The organism is Roseixanthobacter psychrophilus (assembly GCF_043195195.1).
Taxonomy (GTDB): Bacteria; Pseudomonadota; Alphaproteobacteria; order Rhizobiales; family Xanthobacteraceae; genus NCEH01.
The window spans coordinates 1-21,687 of sequence record NZ_JBAFWT010000010.1; the positions used below are offsets into that span (position 1 = coordinate 1).

Genomic DNA, 21,687 nt, shown 5'->3' on the forward strand with positions numbered 1-21,687 from the left:
ACGAAATAGCCGTCCTTCGAGCGTACCGCCTGATAAGGGGCGCTCATGCGGTTGGCAGTGCCGAGGGGGATCGGTTCCTTACCGGTGCCCCAATATTCGCTGGTGTCCCAAATGGAAAAGGCGAGCGCGGCCTCGAACAGGGAGGCGTCGATGTACTGCCCCTCCCCGGTACGCGTCTGGCCGATATAGGCACCCAGCACCGCATAGGTCGCGAACAGGGCGCAGCCGATGTCGGCGACCGGCACGCCCGCCTTCACCGGAGGGCCGCCGGGATGCCCGGTGACGCTCATCACACCGGACATGGCTTGCGCCATCAGGTCAAACCCCGGTCGCATGGCCCACGGTCCGGTCTGGCCGAAGCCTGAGATGGACGCATAGACCAAACGTGGGTTGATGGCCCTCAGGCTCTCGTAATCGCACTTCAACTTCTTCATCACGCCGGGACGGTAGTTTTCAATCAGAATGTCGGCGGTCTCGACCAGCTTGTAGAATAGGCCACGTCCCGCATCGCTCTTCAGATTGATGGCGATGGAGCGCTTATTCCGGTTCATGTTGAGAAAGCCCATGCTGTCGGGACCCTTCATCTTGAAGCCCATGGCACCGCGGGTCTGGTCGCCTGTGCCAGGGGGCTCTACTTTGATGACGTCGGCGCCGAGGTCGCCCAGCAGCATGCTCGCATAAGGCCCGGCCATCACCTGACTGACGTCCAGCACCCTTACGCCCAACAGCGGCAGCGGACGAGGCGCCTTCTGGCCCTCCACGGCGGGTCGCTCGATGGCGTCCGACGCTGAAGAGGGCAGGGTCAGGGGTTCAGTCATGGCGTTCCTCCGGTCATTGACTAGTTTTGTTCTTTGCGGCGCAGCTGACGTTGCCGGGGCGATGGTGCTTCAGCTTGGTACCGGATACGCGGCAGGGGATTGAGGCTTCCCGCGAATTTTCAGGAGAGACCGCCCGGTACAAGACCATGCTTCACCTTGTCGAAGGGGCTGAACGCGGCGAGAGGATGGTCCCGTTTCTTGAAGATTTGATTATTTCCCGCAGTGCCGGGGAGGTCCAGGCGCGTGCGCGGCCAGAGCCGTTCCACTGGTTACCGGACATGCCTTTTGCGCAGGTCTCGGATCCGGGCGGAGAAAATGCTACAGCCCGTCGTGTCACCGACGGGGTCAACCATGACGGCGCCTACCATCTACGGAATCAAGAACTGCGACACCATGAAGAAGGCGCGAGTCTGGCTCGATGCCCATGGGGTCGCTTATGTTTTTCATGACTATAAGGCGCAGGGAATTGCGCGTGATCGACTCGAAGCCTGGGTTCAGGCCCTGGGCTGGGAGCCCCTGCTCAACCGCGCCGGCACGACTTTCCGCAAGCTGCCTGATGCGGAAAAATCTGGTCTCGACCAAGCCAAGGCCATTGCCTTGATGCTCGCGCAGCCCTCGATGATCAAGCGCCCGGTGCTGGATCTCGGCAGGCGGCTAATCGTGGGGTTCAAGGAAGGGGAATATGAGACCGCGTTGGGTTAGGCCGCTTCGTGGCGCGTGCTACGAGCGAGTGAAAGACGTTACGCCGAGGCGATCCGCGCGGATGCGCCGGTGCCCTTGAAAGGCGCCATGCCGTCGCGGGCCAATCGGTCGGCACGCTCGTTCAACGCGTTGCCCGCATGGCCCTTCACCCAGTGCCAGGATATCTCGTGGCGACCAAGTGCGGCGTCGAGCCGTTCCCAGAGGTCCTGGTTCTTCACCGGCTTCTTGTCCGCGGTCCTCCAGCCGTTGCGGCGCCAGCCAGCGACCCATTTGGTGACGCCGTTGCGCAAATACTCACTGTCGGTGTGCAGATCGACCGCGCTCGGTTTCTTCAGCGCTTCCAGGGCACTGATGGCGGCCATCAGCTCCATGCGGTTGTTGGTGGTGTGCGCCTCGCCGCCCGAGAGTTCCTTCTCGTGCGGTCCGGACCGCAGGATCGCCCCCCAGCCGCCGGGGCCAGGATTGCCCGAGCAGGCACCATCGGTCCAGATTTCGATGCGCATGCTCATGCGATCAGCCCATAGTCGCGGGCGCTGTCCACGGCACGGTGAAAACGCAGTCTGCGCAGATATTCCAGCGGGTCCTTGGGGCGAACGAGGGCGCCTTCGGGCACGTTGAGCCAATCCACGAGACGCGTCAGCAGAAAGCGAAGAGCCGCGCCGCGCGCGAGGCGGGGCATGGCCTCGACCTCGCCGGGGGTTAACGGCCGCACGGACTGGTAGCCCGCCAGCAGCGCGCGCCCCTTGGTGGCGTTGAAGGCTCCATCCTGTTCGAAACACCAAGCGTTCAGGCACACCGCCACGTCATAGGCGTAGAGATCGGTGCAGGCGAAATAGAAATCGATGATGCCGGAGAGATGATCGTCGAGGAAAAAGGCGTTGTCCGGAAACAGATCGGCATGGATGACGCCCGCCGGCAGGTCGTGCGGCCATGCGCCCTCAAGCGCGGCAAGCTCGGATGCAATGGTCTCCGCAAGTCCCGGCATCACCTCGTCCGCGCGATCGCGCGCCGCTTCGAATAGCGGGCGCCATCCGGCGACAGACAAGGCATTCGGCCGCTTTAACGCGAAGTCGACCCCGGCGAGATGCAGCCGGGCGAGAGCCTCGCCCAGTTGGCCGCAATGGCTGGCTGTGGGTCGCCGCACGGATACGCCACGCAGAAATGTGACGATCGCTGCCGGGCGCCCGGCAAGCTCGCTCAGCATTGCGCCGCCGCGGGCCGCCACGGGCTCAGGGCAGGAGAGGCCCCGCGCCGCCAGATGCTGCATCAAGCTGATGAAGAACGGCAGGTCCGCCGGATCCACCCGCTTCTCATACAAGGTGAGAATGAAGGTGTCCTTGCTGGTCTGCAGTAGGAAATTCGAGTTCTCCACGCCCTCCGCGATACCGTGGAACGACACCAGCGTTCCGATATCATAATGCGTGAGGAATTCGGCAAGGCTTGCGGCCGAAACGTCTGTATAGACAGCCACGCTCTATTCCGCCGCGTCGGAGCGCAGGGCGCGGGGCAGGGGGAAGAACACGTCTTCCTGGGCGGACGTCACCGTTTCCACCTCCAGGGTGAACCGCTCGGCAAACGCGTCGAGGATTTCCTCCACCAGCACCTCCGGTGCCGAGGCGCCGGCCGTAACGCCGAGGCTGCCGATGCCTGAAAAGCGCGTCCAGTCGATCTCCGCCGCGCGCTGAACCAGCACGGAAACGGCGCATCCCTCGCGCTCGGCGGTTTCGCGCAGGCGCTGGGAGTTGGAGGAGTTGGGTGCGCCCACCACCACCATGGCATCCACCTTGGGCGCCACCTTCTTCACCGCCTCTTGGCGGTTGGTGGTGGCATAGCAGATGTCTTCTTTGTGCGGCGCGTGCATCGCCGGGAAACGGGCGGTGAGGATGGCGACGATCTCGGCCGTATCGTCGATCGAGAGCGTGGTCTGGGTCACATAGGCGAGGTTTTCCGGATCGCGGGGGCTGAAGGTGCGAGCATCCTCGGCGGTCTCGATCAGCGTGACGATTCCCGGCTCGAACTGGCCCATGGTGCCCACGACTTCCGGGTGTCCCCGATGGCCGATCAGCAGGATGTCGCGTCCCCGCTTGTGGTGAACCTGGGCTTCGCGGTGCACCTTGGTGACGAGCGGGCAGGTGGCATCGATGGCAAAGAAGTTACGGGCCGCCGCATCCTCCGGCACCGATTTCGCCACGCCGTGGGCGGAGAAGATCACCGGCGCAGTGGTGGACGGGATTTCGTCCAGCTCGCGCACGAAGATCGCCCCCTTGTTCCTCAGTCCTTCCACCACATACTTATTATGGACGATCTCGTGGCGCACGTAGACCGGCGCGCCATGCATCTCAAGTGCCCGTTCAACCGCATCAATGGCGCGCACGACGCCGGCGCAGAAGCCGCGCGGGGCGCAGAGCAGGACACGGAGGGGAGGCTTTGCTTCCATGATTCAGGCGTTCCAGGGTTCAGATGCTGAAAAGCATCGCCCGCCCCCCACCTGTCAAGCGCGGCGGTCCGATGGGGGCGTTTCCCACCCGGCGCGCTGGCAGCATTTGCATAAGGGCGTCCGGGCGCTTATGTTACGAATATCCCGGACATCGTGAGACATCCGCGGTTCGCTCCCGACCCGGAGCGACCTCGCGCAGATTTGCGCCACCGGTCATGCGAATGTCCACCAAGAGAAGCTTCAGAGGCACCCCATGTCACCCAACACCCCCCTGATGCCGAAAGCGACGGCCGTTTGGCTGGTGGAGAATACCGCGCTCACCTTCGAGCAGATCGGCGATTTCTGTAAACTGCATCCGCTCGAAGTGAAGGGCATCGCCGATGGCGAGGTGGCGCAGGGCATCAAGGGGCTCGATCCCATCTCCAACGGCCAGCTCACCCGCGAGGAAATTGATCTTGCGGAAAAGAACGAGCATCACCGCCTGAAGCTGCAGGAATCCAAGGTGCGCCTGCCCGAGCAGAAGCGCCGCAAGGGTCCGCGCTATACACCGGTGTCGCGCCGCCATGACCGTCCGAACGCGATCCTGTGGTTGACCCGCAACCATCCCGAACTGAAGGATGCGCAAATCATTCGACTGGTCGGCACGACGAAAGCGACAATTCTGCAGATTAAAGAGCGGACTCACTGGAATTCGGCAGCGCTCGCGCCGATGGATCCGGTAACCCTCGGCCTATGCAGCCAGATCGATCTGGACATGGAAGTGCAGCGTGCCGCGAAAGACCGTCCTGCGGCTCCGGCCGGCGAGGACAAGGGCGCGACCCTGCTGCCAGCGGATGTCACCACCCGCCACGACGACTATGACAATGCCGGCCATGCGCCCAGCGGTCGTCGGGAATCGCTGGACTTGGAAACCGTCTTCGCCAAGCTCGGCGGCTCCAAGAAGGGCGAGTGATTTTTCGCTCTCTGCAGCCCGCAATACAGAAACGGCGCCCCGTGGGGCGCCGCTTTTCGTTCGTGAGGACCTTTATTTATATCTAGTGCGCCATCAGGACGGGGACGGTCATGGTGTCGAGGATCTCGCGTGTCACCCCGCCCATCACCAGCTCCTTCAGCCGGGAATGTCCGTAGCCGCCCATGATCACGAAGTCCGCGCTTTGATCGGAGACTTCGTTGAGAATCGTGTCGGCGACCTGCTGGCCGGCACCGATGTGCAGTTTATGCACCTGCGCCGAAAGGCCGTGGCGGGCGAGGTGGCGGGCGACTTCCGCGCAACCCTCCAGGCTTTCCTCACCCTCTTTGCCGCGGATGACCGAGAGCACCTCGATAGTCTTGGCCAGATGCAGGAGAGGCATGCCCTCGTTGAGGGCGCGCGCCGCGGCGCGGCTGCCGTCCCACGCGATCACGGCGCGACCGGTGCCGAGCGGCCTAGTCTGGATGTAGGGGACGAGCATTACGGCGCGGCCGGAATCCATCAGCACCGTCTCCGCGATCACCTCTTCCGGGCCTGGCCGGTCGGGATCGGGCTGGGCGACGACGGTGAGGTCGAACAGGCGTGCCATTGACGCGAAGCGATTTGCCGCTATGCCCAGCGACGCACTGAGGGTACGGCTTTCATGGACGATGCCAGCAGCGCCAGCCTCGCGCCCGAAGCGCTCGCTGGCTTTCAGCGCGGCCTGCTCGTTTTCCTTGATCTGAGCATCAATGAAGTCGGTCGGCAGTGCCCCCATATAGAAAGGCGGCACCTCCATTTCATAGGTCACCGCGAGGCCGGTGAGGTGCGCGGACAGGCGCGCCGCGAGCGTGATCGCAAATGCGCCGGCCGCATCGCGCTCGCCGCCGTTGGTCAGATTGACAAGAATGTCCCGGATCATGGGCAGTGGCCTCTCCTAAGCCGTGTCGGCAACGCTACTTTAGCTTAAGTCGTGGCCACAATTCCTTCATTGACGCGCCGCAAATTCCGACGATGGCTCTGATATCAACACCTCAAATGAAAACGCGGCCGCCTCGGGGGGAAGGCGACCGCGCTGATGACGGTACGCCTAGGGGGAAGCGAGCCGTCTAGTCTTTAAGTTTCATGGGCGAACAAGGTTCCCGGCAGGTCCAAAAAATGTTGAGTCTCTCGCCTATGTCCCAGAACCCGGCTAAACGGGTGAAGATTGCCAGCGGCGCCAAGGGCGGCTTTTCCATGACTCCCGACCTCAGCATCGTGGTCCCGGTTTATAATGAGGCGGACGGGCTTCCCTCCTTTCACCGCAAGCTCAGCGCCTGTGCGCAGGCGGTCGCGCAGGCGCGCGGAATGCGCATCGAGATCGTCTATGTCGACGACGGGAGCCGCGATGCCTGCGCCACGGTAGCAAGCGAATTGCCTGCCCTGGGGGTTGATGTGCAGGTGGTGGCGCTGTCTCGTAATTTCGGCAAGGAAGCGGCGCTGCTCGCTGGACTGGACCATGCCCGCGGTGATGCGTTGTTGTTCATGGACGGCGACGGGCAGCACCCGCCGGAAATGATCGAGACCTTCGTTGGCCTGTGGAAGGACCAGGGCTATGACGTGCCTTATGCCGTCAAGGCCGACCGCATGGACGAAGCCACGTCGCGCCGTTGGTTCGTCAAGGTGTTCTACAAGCTGTTAAACTTCGGGGCGTCCACGCGCATCCCTGAGGACGCGGCGGATTTTCGTCTGCTTTCGCCCCGCGCCACTGCTGCCTTGCGCCGATTGCCCGAGCGCAACCGCTTCTTCAAGGGGCTCTCGAGCTGGATCGGTTTCCGGCAGATTGCCGTGCCGTACCGGCCGGCCGGCCGGACCCATGGCTCCAGTTCCTGGAGCTTCTTCCGCCTGCTGAGCTTGTCCATGGAGGCGCTCACATCGTTCTCTCCCGCTCCACTGCGCCTCGCGGGAATGGTTGGTGCCGGGCTCGCAGGCATCGCCTTTCTCTATGGCGTCTGGATCGTAATCGAGCGTCTGTTTTGGGGTATTCCGGTGCCAGGATACCCGTCCCTGGTGGTGGGGCTGATGGTGATCGGAGGGGTGCAATTGCTGGTGATCGGGGTGATGGGCGAGTATATCGCGCGCATCCTCTCGGAGATCAAAGCGCGTCCGGTCTATTTCGTCGCCGACCACGCACTGCGCCATGACGAGGAAAACCTGGCCCCGGCTCCCGATTATGCGGATGTTCCGCGCCCTGTGATCCTGCCGTGAAATCCATCTGGGTCTGCGCCGACGATTATGCTCTGGCGCCCGGTGTCTCGGAGGCGATCCGCGCCTTGCTGATGGCAGGCCGGCTCAACGCCACCTCGGTGATGACAATCTTCCCCGGCCTCGCGGAGGAAGCAGGGCAACTGGACGCGGCCCTGATGTCGGCACCCGGTGCAGCCTCGGCGAGCATTGGTCTTCACATTACTTTCACCGGCGGTTTTGCGCCGCTCGCAGCCGATCCCTTAGGTGGGTCCTGCTTTTCACCGTTGTCCACGCTCGTGTTGCATGCGCTGGCCGGGCGCCTCAATGGCGCGGCCGTGCGCGCCGAGGTGGAGGCGCAGTTCCTCGCGTTTGTGGCGGCGTTCGGGCGGCCACCCGCCCATGTGGATGGGCACCAGCATGTGCATCTGCTGCCCGGCATTCGCGGTGCGGTGCTGGAAGCAACGGGGCGCCATGCGCCTGGCGCCCTGGTACGCGATTGCTCGCCCGCCCCGAAAGCCCGCCTTGGTTTCGACGCCAAGGCGCGGCTGCTCGGTGTGTTCGCCAAGGGCCTCAAGGCTCAGGCGCAGGCAAAGGGTCTGCGTACCAACCGCGGTTTCGCCGGTGCCTATGATTTTGGCCCCGGGCACGATTTTACCGCGCTGCTGCGCCATTTCATCACCGGGCTTCCCGATGGCGGCCTGATGATGGTGCATCCGGGCCATCCGGACTCGGTGCTCGCGAGCCGCGACCCAGTGATCGACCAGCGTGCGCGCGAATACAACGCGCTGGCCGACGACGCCTTCCTCGCTAGTCTCGTGGAGAGCGGGGCGCGCTTGGCCTGATTCGTGCTTTTCCCAACCGATCCGCAAGCGGTGGGATGGGACGCAATTTGATCGAGCGCAGAACCCTTTTTCTCTGGACCTGGCGCGGGCTCGGAGCTGCGCTCGCAGTCGGCGCCATGGAAGGCGTGGCGGCCTTGGGCGAGACGCCACTCAAGCGGGTGCCGTTCGTGACCTCGATTGCCCTTGTAATGGGCATGCCCGAAGCGGAGCCGGCGCAGCCGCGGGCGCTCATCGGCGGGCATCTGATGTCCACCTTGGTCGGTTTTGCCGTTCTTTGGCTTGCCGGGCCCGCACCGGCCGCGGGTGCGTTCGCGGTGGGATTGGCGCTGGTGGTGATGCGCGGGACGCGAACCCTGCATCCGCCCGCTGCCATCGATCCACTGATCGTCGTGGTGGAGGATCTTTCGATCAGCTTCCTGCTGGTGCCAATCGCCAGTGGCGCGCTCTTGCTCGCCGCCTATGCACATCTCTGGCACCGGCTGCTACCCGGCGCCGACTGGCCCAGGCAGCCGGTGCCGCGACAACCCGATGCGTGATGGGGCTTATTTCCCGGTGACGGGGCCGGTCGCAGGAGCCTGTGGTTTGGGATCATAGGCATAGGACAGTGCGTGGTAGAGCGGTTCGGGCGCGAGCAGGCGCGACAGGCCCGCCGCCAGCAACGAGGTGGCCAGCAGCGGCACCACGAGATGGACCTCGTCGGTCATTTCCATGACGATGACGAACGCGGTGAGCGGTGCCTGCACCACGCCGGCGAAATAGGCGACCATTCCCAGCATGGCGAGCGCCCGCACGTCGATATGGGGCAGGAAGCCCGATAGGGCGGCTCCGAAGCCGGCCCCCACGGACAGAGAGGGGGAGAAGAGCCCGCCCGGAATCCCAGCCGCCGAGGATAGCATCGTGGTCAGAAGCTTGATCGGGGCATACCACCAGGGATTCGTCACGCCTTGCTCCAACAGGTCGCGTGTCGGCGCATAGCCGGAGCCGCCAGCGAAGCCGTCAGTCGCGACCGCTAGCAAAGCCACGGCGAAGCCGATGAGCCCGCCATAGAGCCAGGGACGGCTCTTCAGCCGGCCGATCATGCCGCCTTTGGCAAAAGAGAGAGCAACCAGGCCGCGCGAAAAAATGGCACCGGCAATACCGCCCATGACTGCGCACGCGGCAACCGCTGTCCAACCGATCTGTTGGGGAAAGGCATCTGTCGGTATGGTGCCGAAATAAGAATACTGGCCGACCAGCACCAGGCTCACCATTCCAGAGATCACGACCGCATAGGAGATCATCCCCGACAGGCGCTTGTCGTAGGATTTTGCCATCTCTTCGATGGCGAACATGATGCCCGCCAATGGTGTGTTGAACGCCCCCGCGATGCCGGCGGCGGCGCCCGCGAGAATCAGGCCGTTGGCGCGGCCGATGCCGACCATCCCCGCCAGCATCACCATGATGGCGCAGCCGAGCTGCACGGTCGGGCCCTCCCGGCCGATGGACGCACCCACGGCCAGGCCGGCGATGGTGAGGGCGACCTTGCCGAGCGTCACTTTCACGCTCAAGAGCCGTGCACGGTGGGCAGGATCATCGGAGCGGCGGGCGGAAATGGCTTGTGGAATGCCGCTGCCCTGCGCGCCGTCGAAGAAGCGGGCGGTGAGGTGGGCGAACAGGCCGAAGCCGAGCGGCGTGATGATCAAAAGCGCATAGGGTGCTTCGCGCACGATGGCCACATAGACATCCTGCCCGCGGTCGGCGGCGGCGGCGAATAGCACTGACGCGACGCCGACGGCTATTGCGCCCAGCAGGAAGACGACCCGGCGCTTCCAGAAAATGCGCGAAAAGAGGACAACACGCACGCGCCGCAGATCGCGCTTGAACATCTTAGTCCCGCCCCTCTTCTACCTCTCCTAGCCGTTAGGGGGTAGGGCGAACTGCGTCAATCTGCGTAGGCTATGGCGCACCGCAAAAAAGGCGATTTCCGCCTTGCGCAGAGCGGGCCGGCGGGTTCGCTTCGCGATTGGCTTATTTGGAGATGGATTCGCGTTGAAGCGCGGGCTTGATGGAACCCTGAGGTATCGTCATCTCCGCACTTACGCGCGCTATAGCCCGACAGACGATCGACATGACGAGGGCCGCAATTGCACACATGATCAGCTTAAAGAGGAGGTCGAATCCCGACATTGCAGCCTGCGACAGCGGAAAGCTGAAGCCCACGTACAACACCAGCGAATAGGCCGAAGACGCAATCATCGAACATGTCAAAATCGCCGCACAGGCGACGAAAAAGAACATGGACAATACGTTCATCAACTCCTGAACTTTACTCATGAGACCTCTCCGTCAGCGGAGCGTCGTGAAACGTGTCAACTTGCGTCAGGCTAAAATCACGATCCGACAGCGTTTGATCTTTCAATTATAGCAAACCCTAACCCTAAGTTAAAGGGTAGGGGTAGCTCGCGCATCTGCGATGAACATCTGGACGTTGGCTGAGAGAAAAGCGTGCGTCGCTACCTCTGAATTTGCTGCGTTGCGTTGTTGATCCGCGCAATCGGTGGCGCGCCCTGGTGTCCAGTCCTCTACCCGCTCACGCTGCCGCAGGGGCAAGGTGGGAACTCGCCATCAATGTCCGGGGCGCTTGGGTACCTTGTAGCGCGAGTGCCGTGTCGTGCAGCGCGATCAAAGTGGATCGATGGCCGATGGAAAGCACCACCGTTTGCGGCAAGCGCTGGGCGATCAGGCCGTAAAGTTGTGCCTCCATGTCTTCGTCGAGGGCGGCGGTGGCTTCGTCCAGCAGCAGAACGTCGGGGCGCACCAGCAGCACGCGGGCGATGGAAAGACGCTGCTGTTCGCCGAGCGACAGCACGTGTGGCCAAGCGGCACTCTCTTCGAGGCGGCCAGTCAAGGCTGCCAGGCCAACGGCACCGAGCGCGTCCTCGAGCTGGGCGCGATCGTATCCGTCAGGTTCGGCGGGATAGGTCAGCGCGGCATCGAGCCGGCCGGTGGGAATGTAAGGCCGCTGGGGAAGAATCATGAGCTGCGCGCGGGCCGGCAAGGCGACCTCGCCGGTGCCGAATGGCCAGATTCCCGCCACCGCCCGCAGCAGCGTGGTCTTGCCGGCGCCAGACGGGCCAGTGATCAGTATCCGCTCGCCCGGGTGGGCTGCAATACTCCGCGCCTGCACCAGCGGCATGCCATCCGGCAGGTGCACGTCGAGATTTGTAAGTCGCAGTTCGGCTCCCCCGCTGTCCACGTGGCGGAACGCTGGCGTCGCGGCATCGCGCTTCACCACCGCCATCGAGGATTCAAATCCGGTGAGGCGGTTCACCACGGCGGTCCATTCCGCCAGGGTCGCATATGAGGAGATGAAGAAGGAAAACGAACTCTGCACCGAGGAGAAAGCTGAGGCGGTCTGCATCAGCGGGCCGAGCAGGATCGCGCCGGAGAAATAGGCGGGCGAGACAACCACATAGGGAAAAATCGTGGAGATCTGATTGTAGCCGGCGGAAAACCAGGTCAGGCGCTTTTGTGCACCCATGAGAGCGAAGAAGTTCTCGCGGATGCGACCGAACCGGCCGGTGAGGCGGCGCTCTTCCGCCGGCTCACCGTGCAGCAGCGCGATCTGTTCGGCATTTTCGCGCACGCGCACCAGATCAACACGGAAGTCGGCTTCATAGCGCTGCTGATCGAAATTGAGTCGGATCAGCGGCTTGCCGATGAGATGGGCGATCCAGGTGCCGGCGCCAGCATAGATCAACGCCGCCCAGAACAGGTATCCAGGAATGAAGAGATGGCCGCCGAACATCTGCATGTCGTAGCTGCCCGACAGGTGCCAGAGGATCACGCTGAAAGAGGCCAGCGACACCACTGTGCCCAAAAGGCCGATGCCGATGCCGATGGTTTGGCTGACAAACATGTTCACGTCTTCGGCGATGCGCTGGTCGGGATTGTCCGCGGAGTCGCCGGCCAGGCGCAGGCGATAATGGGTCTTGTCTGCGAGCCAATGGTCGAGATAGCGCTTGGTCAACCAGCGCCGCCAGCGGATCTGCAGCCATTGCTTGAGGTAGATCTGGTAAACCGCCACGATGATCGCGCCCACGGCGATCGCGCAGAACACCAAAAGCTGGTGCTTGAAGGCAGGGTAATCCTTTTCCTGGATCGCATTATAGAAGGCGCTATTCCATTCGTTCAGCAGGACCGTGGCGTATACCCACGCGAGTTCAAGCACGATCACGGCAGCCAGCAGGCCGAGCGCGCTCCAGCGCTCCTCGCTGCGGAAATAGGGCAGGGCGAGACGGCGGATGTCGCCGAGAAGGGTCAGTAAGGCGCGCATGCGTGGATCCGGTCCGGGTGTTTGCCCGACAAAGCATAGACCGCTTCCACCTTGAGGGATGATTGCCGCACCGTTACCGCTCTGTCATGTGAAGTGCCGTAGCGGGATGGAGCCGCACGTTCCAATCGCAGGAAACAGGACTTGCTGAGACTTATGATATCTGACTAAAGTCAGATAATGGATGCGCAGCAAATCACCGAGATACGCCGGTTCAACCGGTTGATCACCCAGCGCGTCGGCGCGCTGGAGCAAAGCTATCTCCATCGCGGCCGCCCGCTGGGCGAAGCGCGGGTGGTGTTCGAGGTGGGTGCCCAAGGGGCGCATGGTTTGGATGTCCGAGCCCTGCGCGGCAGTCTCGGCCTCGATTCGGGGTATCTGAGCCGCCTGCTCCGGTCGTTGGAGTCCCAAGGCCTGATCGAGGTGTGCACGCAGCAGGACGACGCGCGCGTGCGCCGGGTCCACCTCACGCGCAAAGGCAAGGCGGAGCTGGCCGCCTACAACGCCCTGTCCGATGATGTCGCCGCCTCGATGCTCGCTCCGCTGGAGGCGTCGCAGCGCGCCCGGCTGATCGCCGCAATGGCCGAGGTGGAGCGGCTGATCCGGGCGGCGGGCGTGGAGATAAGCCGCGAAGACCCAGGCAGCACCGACGTCCGTCTTTGCCTTGATGCCTATTTCCGGGAACTGGCCGCCCGCTTCGAGACCGGCTTCGACCCCGCGCAGGGCAAGCCCGTTTGCGATGCGGACGTCGCGCCGCCCTTGGGGTGCTTCGTGGTCGCGCGACTGGAGGGGGTTCCGGTCGGGTGTTGCGCACTGAAGCACGTGGACGGCGAGGTGGGGGAAATCAAGCGGATGTGGACCGCGCCCTCGGCCCGCGGCATGGGTATTGCCGGACGCATGTTGCGCGTGCTGGAGGATGCGGCGCGCGAACTGGGCCTTTCGCGACTACGCCTGGATTCCAACCGGGTGCTCGCCGAGGCGCACGCCCTCTACCGCAAGCACCTTTATACCGAGGTGCCGGCCTTCAATGACGACCCCTATGCGCATCATTGGTTCGAGAAGCGGCTTTAGCGCCGCTTCGCCGTCGTGTCAGGGGCCGGTCAGATGTCCTTCGCCATCTCGCGCAGCTTGAATTTCTGGATCTTGCCGGTCGAGGTCTTGGGGATCTCGTCGAAGACGATGTGGCGCGGGCATTTGTAGCTGGCGAGATGGGCTTTGCAGTGGGCGAGAAGCTCTTCCGCCGTCGCACTTGTGCCAGCCCGCAACTCCACGAACGCCACCGGCGTCTCGCCCCATTTGTCGTCCGCCCGGGCCACGACGGCGGCGGCGCTGACAGCGGGGTGCTTGTAAAGCGCTTCTTCCACTTCGATCGAGGAAATGTTTTCGCCGCCGGAAATGATGATGTCCTTGGAGCGGTCCTTCAGTTGCACGTAGCCGTCGGGATGCTTCACGCCGAGGTCTCCGGAATGGAACCAGCCGCCGAAGAAAGCCTTGTCCGTGGCGCCTGAGTTTTTCAGATAGCCCTTCATCACCACATTGCCGCGGAACATGACTTCGCCTAGCGTCTCGCCATCGGCCGGTACCGGTGCCATGGTATCGGGATCCATCACGTCAAGTGCCTCCAATGCGCCGTAACGGACGCCCTGGCGGGATTTTTTCGCCGCCCGCTCGGCTGCGGGCAGGTCGTTCCATTCCGCGTGCCACTCGTTGACCACCGCCGGGCCATAGACTTCGGTGAGGCCATATACGTGGGTGACGTTGAAGCCGGCCTCCTGCATTGCGGCGAGCACGGCCTCGGGCGGCGGGGCGGCGGCGGTGATGAATTCCACCACGCGGGGGAGAGGGCGCTTTTCGGAGTCCGGAGCATTGAGCAGGGTGGACATGACAATGGGCGCGCCGCACATGTGGGTGACGCCATGGTCGGCGATGGCATCGAAGATCGGCTTGGCCCGCACCTGCCGCAGGCACACATGGGTGCCGGCGGCCAGCGAAACCGACCAGGGGAAGCACCAGCCGTTGCAGTGGAACATCGGCAGCGTCCACAGATAGACCGGATGCCGGCCCATGGCGCAGGTCACCACATTGCCCACCGCCAGCAGATGCGCACCGCGATGGTGGTAGACCACGCCCTTGGGATCGCCCGTGGTGCCGGAGGTATAATTGAGCGCGATGGCATTCCATTCGTCGCTCGGCATGGCCCATGGGTAGTCAGGATCGCCGGTGGCGAGGAAATCCTCGTACTCCATCTCGCCGATACGGTTGCCGAAGCCGGTGAATTCGGGATCGTCGTAATCGATGACGATGGGCTTTTTGGTGGAAAGCGCCAGCGCCGCCTGGATGAGCGGGGAGAAATCGCGGTCCGTGATCAAGACCTTGGCCTCTCCATGCTCGAGCGTGAAGGCGAGGATGGCGGCATCGAGGCGCGTATTTAGCGAATTCAGCACCGCCCCACACATGGGCACGCCGTAATGGGCTTCCAGCATGGCGGGAACGTTCGGCAACATCACCGCCACGGTATCGTTGGGACCCACGCCGCGCTTCTCCAGGGCCGAGGCGAGACGGCGGGCACGGCCATAGAAATCGCGATACGTCCGGCGCAGCGACCCGTGGATGATGGCTGTGTGCTCGGGAAACACGCTGGCCGCCCGTTCCAGGAAGCCGAGCGGCGTCAGCGGCTGGAAATTGGCGGGCGACCGGTCAAGATCTCGATCATATATGCTGACCATGGCGGTTCCCCCTTTTTTGAGCCGTGACGGCGCGCAGAACCTAGCTGAGCTGTTCGGCCCGGCGCAATCGCCCGTGTAGTCGACCAAGGTCTTACGCAGTAGAGCGGACTTGCGTTGTGAAATCGCCCGCGCATCATGCGCGCCAATCAGAACACGTCTACTGGGAGGAATGTGCCATGCTCGACCTGGGCTCCAGCCGCTATGGCGAGGTCTATGCCCGCTGGCAGAGCGATCCGCAGGCCTTCTGGAGCGAGGCGGCACGCGATATCGCGTGGATCGCGCCGCCCCGTACGATCTTCGATCCCAATCTCGGCCCCTATGGCCGCTGGTTCGTCGGCGGCGTGTGCAATACCTGCTTCAATGCGGTTGACCGCCACGTGGATGCTGGCCGGGGCGCTCAGGTCGCCCTGATCCATGACAGCCCGGTCACCGGGACGAAACGTGAAATCACCTATTCCGCGCTCCTCGCCGAGGTGCGCACCCTTGGCGCAGTGTTGCGCGACATGGGCGTGGGCAAGGGCGACCGGGTGGTCATTTATATGCCCATGGTGCCCGAGGCGGTGATCGCCATGCTGGCCTGTGCGCGCATCGGCGCCGTGCATTCGGTGGTGTTCGGCGGGTTTGCGGCCAGGGAGTTGGCGGTGCGTATCGACGATGCGGCGCCGAAGGTGGTCCTTGCCGCCTCTTGCGGCATCGAGCCCAACCGCGTGGTGCCCTACAAGCCGTTGCTCGACGCCGCGATCGAGATCGCGACCGTCAAGCCCTCGGCCTGCCTGATCCTTCAGCGCCCGCAGCTCGCCGCCGACATGGTGGAAGGCCGCGATCTCGACTGGGCCGAGCAGCGCTCGGCCGCCGCCGCGTCCGGCCGCGGTGCCGATTGCGCACACATGGGAGCGACCGACCCGCTCTATATTCTCTACACCTCGGGCACGACCGGGATTCCCAAGGGCGTGGTGCGCGACACCGGCGGCCACATGGTGGCGCTCCGCTGGACCATGGACAATCTTTACGGTCTCAAGCCTGGCGACGTGTTCTGGACCGCCTCCGACATCGGCTGGGTGGTTGGCCATTCCTACATCGTCTATGGCCCTCTCCTGATGGGCTGCACTTCGGTGATCTACGAGGGCAAGCCGGTGGGCACACCCGATCCCGGTGCCTTCTGGCGTGTGGTCGCCGAGCACAAGGTGGCGGCCCTTTTCACGGCGCCGACGGCCCTGCGCGCCATCAAGAAGGAAGATCCCGACGCCACCTTTCTGGCGAGGTACGACACCTCCTCGCTTCGCACCTTGTTCCTCGCCGGCGAGCGGGCCGATCCCGATACGGTCGCCTGGGCTGGGGAGAAGCTGAACGTGCCGGTGGTCGACCATTGGTGGCAGACCGAAACTGGATGGGGCATCGCGGGTAATCCCGTGGGTCTCGGCTTGCTGCCCGTCAAGCCCGGGTCGCCGACGGTGCCGCTGCCCGGCTATGATCTCCACGTCGTGGACGAAGCGGCCAAGCAACTGCCGAACGGTACCATGGGCTCCATCGTCATCAAGCTGCCGTTGCCCCCTGGGTGCCTCCCCACCCTTTGGCAGCAAGACGAGCGCTTCCGGGAGAGCTACCTCGCTGATTTCCCCGGCTATTACAAAACTTCGGACGCCGGCTTCATCGACGACGACGGCTATGTCTTCGTGATGGGCCGCACCGACGACATCATCAATGTCGCCGGCCACCGCCTTTCCACCGGAGGCATGGAAGAAGTGCTCTCCTCCCATCCCGATGTGGCGGAATGCGCAGTGATCGGCGTGAAGGATGCGCTGAAGGGGGAAATTCCCTGCGGCTTCGTGGTGCTGAAGGCCGGCGAGCGGCGGGCGCCCGAGGTGATCGAGAAGGAATTGGTCGGCCTCGTGCGCGACCGGATCGGCCCGGTGGCCGCCTTCAAGCTGGCGGTGACGGTGGCGCGCCTGCCCAAGACCCGCTCCGGCAAGATCCTGCGCGGCACCATGAAGAAGATTGCCGACGCGGACGCGTGGACCGCGCCAGCCACCATCGACGATCCGGCCGTGCTGGAAGAGATCGGCGCCGTGCTGAAGCAGCGTGGCTACGGGGCGTGAGCGGGAAGAGGGATCAAGTTCGCGGAGATCAACGGCGCCGCCTCGCCTATCACATTGACAGACCGGTGAAGCCGACGCTGGAACGCTGGTTCCCCACCGGCGGGGTGGTGGCCAACCCTCAAACGGGCGCCCGCCTGAAGCAAATCTCCACGCCGACGCTGTTCATCGTCGGCATGGAGGACAGTTCTTCGCCAGTCGCGGTCATGCGCCCCGAGGTGCCCGGTGTGCGCATCGCGGTGATCCCCAATGTTGACCATCTCTCGAACCTGGCCAATCCCCAGGCTTTCGCGCGGGCGCTGGAGGGCTTGCCTCCGGCGGTGGGGTGAAGCCGGTTGGGTTCAGCGTCGTCCGCCGTTTTCGATCGACGGGTCGATGCAGGTGTACCCGACGAAGCACTGCTTCACGTCCCGGGTCGGCACGAAGGCGGGCTTCGTCACGTCGAAATATGTGCAGAATGAACGATCGCGCACATACCGATCATAGGTGAGGCCGCCGGTGTTGAGTACCGTCCCGCCGGCCTTTGTCACGAGGGCGTTGGCTTGAACGCAGCTCATGTTCACACTCGCAGGGCCAGAGGGATAGGCGCCCTGCGCCAGAGCGGCGCCGGACGCGATCAGGAGTCCCGCGAGCGCGAGACTGGCCGTGAACACTGGCCCAGTGATGCGCGGAGGCCGCGCATTTGCCTTGCCGGCGCTGCTGAGGAAGATTGCCATGTGGTTTGTCCTTCCAATCCCCAGGCCCAGCGTGACATTACTCCGCAACACGTAGGCCAGTTTGTGAAAAAATATCCATGAGCGATGACATTACGTTTAACCGGCGCTTCGACGTGCCGCATGGGCAAGTGGAACACGTGGCACCCCATGTGCGCCGCGTCGTGGCGCCGAATCCGTCGCCCTACACGTTCACTGGAACCTGTACCTATATCGTCGGGCACGGCACCGTCGCCATTCTCGATCCTGGGCCGGATGACCCAGCCCACATCGCTGCGGTGCTGGATGCGGTGCGCGGCGAAACGGTGAGTCACATCGTCATCACACATACCCATCGGGACCATTCCCCCGCCAGTCCAGCCGTTAAAGCAGCAACCGGCGCGCGTACCGTGGGCGAGGGGCCGCACCGCTGGGCCCGGCCGCTGTTCATCGGCGAGATCAACCCCATGGATGCCAGCGCCGATGTCGACTTCGCGCCCGACATCGTGCTCGCCGATGGAGATGTGCTGAGCGGGAGCGGATGGACGCTTGAAGCGCTCGCCACCCCCGGTCATTGCGCCAACCACCTTGCCTTTGCCCTCCATGAGGACGATCTGCTGTTTTCCGGCGACCATGTGATGGGCTGGGCGACCTCGATCGTCGCACCGCCGGACGGCTCCATGGGCGATTATGTGCATTCGCTAGAAAAGCTTGCCGCGCGCGAGGAGCGCCTCTACCTGCCCGGCCATGGTCCGGCGGTGAACGATGCGCCGGCTTTCGTGCGCGATTACCTCAACCACCGCCATGCTCGCGAGGCGGCGATCCTGCGCGGGCTGGAGCGCACCTCAGCCATTCCCGAGCTGGTGCGCGGTATATATATTGGCCTCGACCCACGTCTGTTCGGGGCGGCCTCGCTGACCGTGCTCGCCCATCTGGAACATCTGGTGGAAAAAGGACTGGTCGAGACCGAAGGCGTCCCCTCCATCGCCGGAAACTACCGCGTGGCCCGCTGAGGCGGGGCATCGTCCGCGTGGCGGTTCGCCAGTTCCTCCGGGCTCGATGCGGTGGGTCTTGCATGCAGATTATAGCTGCCTGTGCGTTCCGGCCGCGTCTGCGGCTGCGTGAAGCTCGTCGCGGCCTCGTCATAGCCGCGCCGGCTGGAAATGAAGAGCAGCGCCATCAGCCCGCATCCCAGCACGAACGTCAGGACGATGCCGAGCACCATGGGGATATAGTCCGCAGGCTTCATCGGCGCGCCTTCGCCGGCTTCCCACCCCACCACCATCCACCACAGGGAAAGGCCGAGGATCGCGAATACGGGCAGCACGAGCAGGACGCGCTTCATGGCAATCTCCTGTGGGCGGACGAGCAGGATCGACTCATGCGGTTTGCCGGCAACGCGGTGTTGGGCAGAATGGATCCATGTGCGGACGCTTCATTCAAAGCTATGGCCCAGCCTATTACATGGAGCGTCTGGGGCTCGAGTCAAAGGACGCTCGCCTCCCGAACGCCCCGCCACGTTTCAATGCCGCGCCGACCCAAGACCTGCTGACGATCCGCCGCAATCCCGAAACGGCGCGTGCCGAGATCGGCTTGCTGCGCTGGGGGCTCGTGCCCTCGTGCGCTGCCGACATGAACGGTGCGAGCGCGCTCATAAATGCCCGCAGCGAGACTGTTGCCGAAAAGCAGAGCTTCCGCGCCGCCTGGAGGAAGCCTCGCCGCTGTGTCATTCCCGCCGATGGGTTTTATGAATGGCGGCGCAGCGAGACCGGGCGCCAGCCGTTTCTCATCGCCCTAAGCAGCCGTGAGCCGATGGCCTTGGCCGGCCTCTGGGAGGGTTGGAGGGACCCAGGTTCGGGAGAGTGGGTGCGCACCTTCACCATTCTCACATGTGCCGCGAATACGCTCCTGGCGCCGCTGCACGACCGCATGCCGGTCATTCTCGACCCGACCGATATCGCCCGTTGGCTGACTGCGCCTGCGCCCTTCGATCTAATGAAGCCTTATCCGCCGTCGGCGATGGAGATGTGGGCGGTCTCGACGCGCGTCAATTCAGTGCGTAACGAGGGCGAGGATCTCACGCTTCCGTCCGTTGCCTGAGGCTAAACCTCCTATTGGCGCTTCTTGCGGCGCTCGGCGGAAATGTCGGCGAGCAGGCCGGAGATGCGCCAGGAATTCTCGCCGAGATCGTGCACGCCGAAACGCGACATGGACCGGATGTCGATGCGGGCGCCCTTGGTTGTCGGCCGCACGCGGATCACCACATCGTTGCGCAGGCCGAGGAGAGGCGTCACGGCCACTGCCTCGATCTGCCCGTCGCGCAGGCCGCCGCGCGGCGGCACTGCGTCGAGCACGCGCCAGTGCCGCTTCTGAACCAGTGCGAGCATGGTGTTGAAGGCTTCTTCCGGGGTGGCATCTAGGTCGATGGGCTTGATGCCGGGATAGGCGGAGCGCTGCATTGCGGCCGCGTCCTCGCCGGGATAGGCAACCGGGTTCGCCGCACGCGGGCGGGCAAAGCCCATCGCGCGAAAATAGGGCGGATCTTCCATATCGGTGGACAGGTCGGTCAAGGGCGGCAGCATGACGCCGCGGGCGAGCACGGCCGCCGGCCCCGCCAGCACGAACAGTGCGATCGTCAAAGCGCCTATGGCTTTTCCCAGACCCCGCCACCCGCTCTCCCATATGGAAATGCAGGCCGCGACCGCGACCAGCGCTCCCACCGCAGCGAGTGCCAGGCCCGCGCCGACGGTCGCCATGGCGGGCTGGAAATCGAGCAAGTTGGCGCGATAGAGGCCCGAGGCCAGCGCGATTACCGGGATGGCGAACAAGGCGAGCCGCAGGCTCCAGGATGCGAGGCCGGAAGATCGCTCCTCAACATATAGCTGGCGCTTGATCATGGCCGTGGTGCCGTGTGTCCCCTCGGGCGCCGACCGGCGCTCATGGTCGATCTATGCCCGCTTTTGCCGATTGTTTCCAGCCGCCCGTGAATCACGGGGCGAGGAGGTGCGTGGGAAGATCGGCTATGGAATCCACCACCAGATCCGCTTCGCTATAGAGATGCTCCACGGGCGCGGGGCCTGTGCGCACCAGGATGAAGCGGGCGCCTGCGCTGCGCGCGGCGGTGAAATCATGCTCACTGTCGCCCACCACGGCCATTGCGTGCGGTGCGAGCGCGAGGCGTTGGGCTAGAGCGCTGATCATGCCGGGATCCGGCTTGGATCCGAAACCGGAATCATAGCCGTGCACCGCTTCGAGATAGGGCAGCAGTCCCAGCGCCTCGGCCTGGGTGCGCGCATTGGATTCTGCATCATTGGTGACGATGGCGAGCTTCAGTCCGCCGTCGTGCAGGCGCTGGAGCACCAGATCCGGCTGGCCAATGGGCGTGAGGTGAATGAGACCTGCCTCCCGGAACAGATGATCGATGAGATGCAGGAAGGCATCGTCCGCCGCACGCCCCAAAGTCTGCGCCCACAGCGGCCCATAATGGCCGGAAGAACCGGCGACCAAAGGCGAGGAGGGCAGGAAGCGTTCCTCGTCCGGCAGGTACTCGCTGACGTCTTCAAGCCGCGCCAGGGCGGCGGCATTGCCGGCGGCGAGTGTGCGCATGACATAGCCGGCGGAAGGACCCCAGGTGCGGTCGAAATCCACCAGCGTCCCATCCTTGTCGAATAAAACAGCTTTCAGATCGCGCATGGTGCCTCGCACAAGGAGAAAGCAGGCGCGCAGATCCGGTGCGGCGCCAACAGCCATATGTCTTGTGAAAGCCGCGGCTCGCAAACACAAGACAAAGCGGCAGCTTCACCTTGTTATGGCCAGCGCGGCGCGGATAGGCGTTCACTTCATGCGGCGTTCTGCCTATGATCGCGCCAATGAGACTGCGATCCACGTTC

Annotated in this window: 23 protein-coding genes; 10 read left to right on the forward strand and 13 right to left on the reverse strand. The window is 64.0% G+C overall.

The window, feature by feature from the left end; genetic code table 11:
• On the reverse strand, positions 1-692 hold a 692-nt coding region (locus tag V5F77_RS11400; protein ID WP_429005598.1), incomplete at its 3' end, for a CaiB/BaiF CoA transferase family protein.
• A gap of 477 nt (positions 693-1,169) precedes the next feature.
• Here V5F77_RS11400 and V5F77_RS11405 point away from each other — a divergent pair.
• The gene (locus V5F77_RS11405; protein WP_429005470.1) at positions 1,170-1,520 is read left to right on the forward strand and encodes an ArsC family reductase; all 351 of its coding nucleotides are present in this window, start codon (positions 1,170-1,172) and stop codon (positions 1,518-1,520) included.
• A 38-nt stretch (positions 1,521-1,558) separates the two neighbouring features.
• Here V5F77_RS11405 and rnhA read toward each other — a convergent pair whose 3' ends face one another.
• From rnhA to ispH, 3 genes are read right to left on the reverse strand one after another with little or no spacing between them, the layout of a single operon-like run.
• Positions 1,559-2,029 carry a ribonuclease HI gene (rnhA, locus tag V5F77_RS11410; protein ID WP_429005471.1) on the reverse strand — a complete coding sequence of 157 codons (471 nt, stop codon included), beginning with the start codon at positions 2,027-2,029 and terminating at the stop codon, positions 1,559-1,561.
• Positions 2,026-2,991, reverse strand: a complete 966-nt coding sequence (locus V5F77_RS11415) for a homoserine kinase (protein ID WP_429005472.1) — start codon at positions 2,989-2,991, stop codon at positions 2,026-2,028. Before V5F77_RS11415 ends, rnhA begins: the two co-directional genes overlap by 4 nt.
• Positions 2,992-2,994: 3 nt before the next feature.
• Positions 2,995-3,957, reverse strand: coding sequence for a 4-hydroxy-3-methylbut-2-enyl diphosphate reductase (gene ispH / locus V5F77_RS11420; RefSeq protein ID WP_429005473.1), 963 nt, complete (start codon positions 3,955-3,957; stop codon positions 2,995-2,997).
• 253 nt (positions 3,958-4,210) lie between these two features.
• Here ispH and V5F77_RS11425 point away from each other — a divergent pair, with 253 nt between their 5' ends.
• A complete protein-coding gene (locus V5F77_RS11425; RefSeq protein ID WP_429005474.1) occupies positions 4,211-4,909 on the forward strand; it encodes a DUF1013 domain-containing protein in 699 nt (232 codons plus the stop codon).
• Positions 4,910-4,991: 82 nt separating this feature from the next.
• On the opposite strand, the gene V5F77_RS11430 is transcribed toward V5F77_RS11425, so the two are convergent.
• The gene (locus V5F77_RS11430) at positions 4,992-5,828 is read right to left on the reverse strand and encodes a universal stress protein (protein ID WP_429005475.1); all 837 of its coding nucleotides are present in this window, start codon (positions 5,826-5,828) and stop codon (positions 4,992-4,994) included.
• Between the two features lie 314 nt (positions 5,829-6,142).
• Here V5F77_RS11430 and V5F77_RS11435 point away from each other — a divergent pair, with 314 nt between their 5' ends.
• Genes V5F77_RS11435 through V5F77_RS11445 form a run of 3 tightly spaced genes read left to right on the forward strand, consistent with a single transcriptional unit; the run spans position 6,143 to position 8,510 of the window.
• Entirely contained in the window at positions 6,143-7,153 is a 1,011-nt protein-coding gene (locus V5F77_RS11435; RefSeq protein ID WP_429005599.1) for a glycosyltransferase family 2 protein, read from the forward strand.
• On the forward strand, positions 7,150-7,974 hold the full coding sequence (locus V5F77_RS11440) for a ChbG/HpnK family deacetylase (RefSeq protein ID WP_429005476.1): 825 nt from the start codon (positions 7,150-7,152) through the stop codon (positions 7,972-7,974). The genes V5F77_RS11435 and V5F77_RS11440 overlap by 4 nt, the downstream gene beginning before the upstream one ends.
• 47 nt (positions 7,975-8,021) lie before the next feature.
• A complete protein-coding gene (locus V5F77_RS11445; protein ID WP_429005477.1) occupies positions 8,022-8,510 on the forward strand; it encodes an HPP family protein in 489 nt (162 codons plus the stop codon).
• A gap of 6 nt (positions 8,511-8,516) precedes the next feature.
• Here the strand turns inward: V5F77_RS11445 and V5F77_RS11450 are convergent, their stop codons facing one another.
• The 3 genes from V5F77_RS11450 to V5F77_RS11460 form a co-directional block, all read right to left on the reverse strand.
• Positions 8,517-9,839 carry a chloride channel protein gene (locus V5F77_RS11450; protein WP_429005478.1) on the reverse strand — a complete coding sequence of 441 codons (1,323 nt, stop codon included), beginning with the start codon at positions 9,837-9,839 and terminating at the stop codon, positions 8,517-8,519.
• Between the two features lie 142 nt (positions 9,840-9,981).
• On the reverse strand, positions 9,982-10,287 hold the full coding sequence (locus V5F77_RS11455; protein WP_429005479.1) for a hypothetical protein: 306 nt from the start codon (positions 10,285-10,287) through the stop codon (positions 9,982-9,984).
• Positions 10,288-10,543: 256 nt separating this feature from the next.
• Entirely contained in the window at positions 10,544-12,289 is a 1,746-nt protein-coding gene (locus V5F77_RS11460) for an ABC transporter ATP-binding protein/permease (RefSeq protein ID WP_429005480.1), read from the reverse strand.
• Between the two features lie 177 nt (positions 12,290-12,466).
• Here V5F77_RS11460 and V5F77_RS11465 point away from each other — a divergent pair, with 177 nt between their 5' ends.
• Positions 12,467-13,357, forward strand: coding sequence for a bifunctional helix-turn-helix transcriptional regulator/GNAT family N-acetyltransferase (locus V5F77_RS11465; RefSeq protein WP_429005481.1), 891 nt, complete (start codon positions 12,467-12,469; stop codon positions 13,355-13,357).
• Positions 13,358-13,386: 29 nt separating this feature from the next.
• Here V5F77_RS11465 and V5F77_RS11470 read toward each other — a convergent pair whose 3' ends face one another.
• A complete protein-coding gene (locus V5F77_RS11470; protein ID WP_429005482.1) occupies positions 13,387-15,012 on the reverse strand; it encodes an acyl-CoA synthetase in 1,626 nt (541 codons plus the stop codon).
• Positions 15,013-15,188: 176 nt separating this feature from the next.
• Between V5F77_RS11470 and V5F77_RS11475 the strand changes: the two genes are divergently transcribed.
• Positions 15,189-17,108 (forward strand): propionyl-CoA synthetase, encoded by a 1,920-nt coding sequence (locus V5F77_RS11475; RefSeq protein ID WP_429005483.1) that lies wholly within the window; start codon positions 15,189-15,191, stop codon positions 17,106-17,108.
• A gap of 65 nt (positions 17,109-17,173) precedes the next feature.
• A complete protein-coding gene (locus tag V5F77_RS11480) occupies positions 17,174-17,434 on the forward strand; it encodes an alpha/beta fold hydrolase (protein WP_429005484.1) in 261 nt (86 codons plus the stop codon).
• Between the two features lie 12 nt (positions 17,435-17,446).
• On the opposite strand, the gene V5F77_RS11485 is transcribed toward V5F77_RS11480, so the two are convergent.
• Positions 17,447-17,821, reverse strand: a complete 375-nt coding sequence (locus V5F77_RS11485) for a hypothetical protein (protein ID WP_429005485.1) — start codon at positions 17,819-17,821, stop codon at positions 17,447-17,449.
• Positions 17,822-17,898: 77 nt separating this feature from the next.
• On the opposite strand from V5F77_RS11485, the gene V5F77_RS11490 reads away from it, so the two are divergent.
• Positions 17,899-18,810: an MBL fold metallo-hydrolase gene (locus V5F77_RS11490; protein WP_429005486.1), complete on the forward strand. Its 912-nt coding sequence runs from the start codon at positions 17,899-17,901 to the stop codon at positions 18,808-18,810.
• Here V5F77_RS11490 and V5F77_RS11495 read toward each other — a convergent pair.
• Positions 18,792-19,142, reverse strand: a complete 351-nt coding sequence (locus tag V5F77_RS11495; protein WP_429005487.1) for a hypothetical protein — start codon at positions 19,140-19,142, stop codon at positions 18,792-18,794. The two genes, V5F77_RS11490 and V5F77_RS11495, sit on opposite strands and share 19 nt — an antisense overlap.
• A gap of 77 nt (positions 19,143-19,219) precedes the next feature.
• Between V5F77_RS11495 and V5F77_RS11500 the strand changes: the two genes are divergently transcribed.
• Positions 19,220-19,897, forward strand: coding sequence for an SOS response-associated peptidase (locus V5F77_RS11500; protein ID WP_429005488.1), 678 nt, complete (start codon positions 19,220-19,222; stop codon positions 19,895-19,897).
• Between the two features lie 11 nt (positions 19,898-19,908).
• Here V5F77_RS11500 and V5F77_RS11505 read toward each other — a convergent pair whose 3' ends face one another.
• Both V5F77_RS11505 and V5F77_RS11510 read right to left on the reverse strand, forming a co-directional pair.
• Positions 19,909-20,694 carry a DUF1499 domain-containing protein gene (locus V5F77_RS11505; protein WP_429005489.1) on the reverse strand — a complete coding sequence of 262 codons (786 nt, stop codon included), beginning with the start codon at positions 20,692-20,694 and terminating at the stop codon, positions 19,909-19,911.
• A gap of 91 nt (positions 20,695-20,785) precedes the next feature.
• Positions 20,786-21,490 carry an HAD family hydrolase gene (locus V5F77_RS11510; RefSeq protein WP_429005490.1) on the reverse strand — a complete coding sequence of 235 codons (705 nt, stop codon included), beginning with the start codon at positions 21,488-21,490 and terminating at the stop codon, positions 20,786-20,788.
• Between the last annotated feature and the right edge of the window lie 197 nt (positions 21,491-21,687).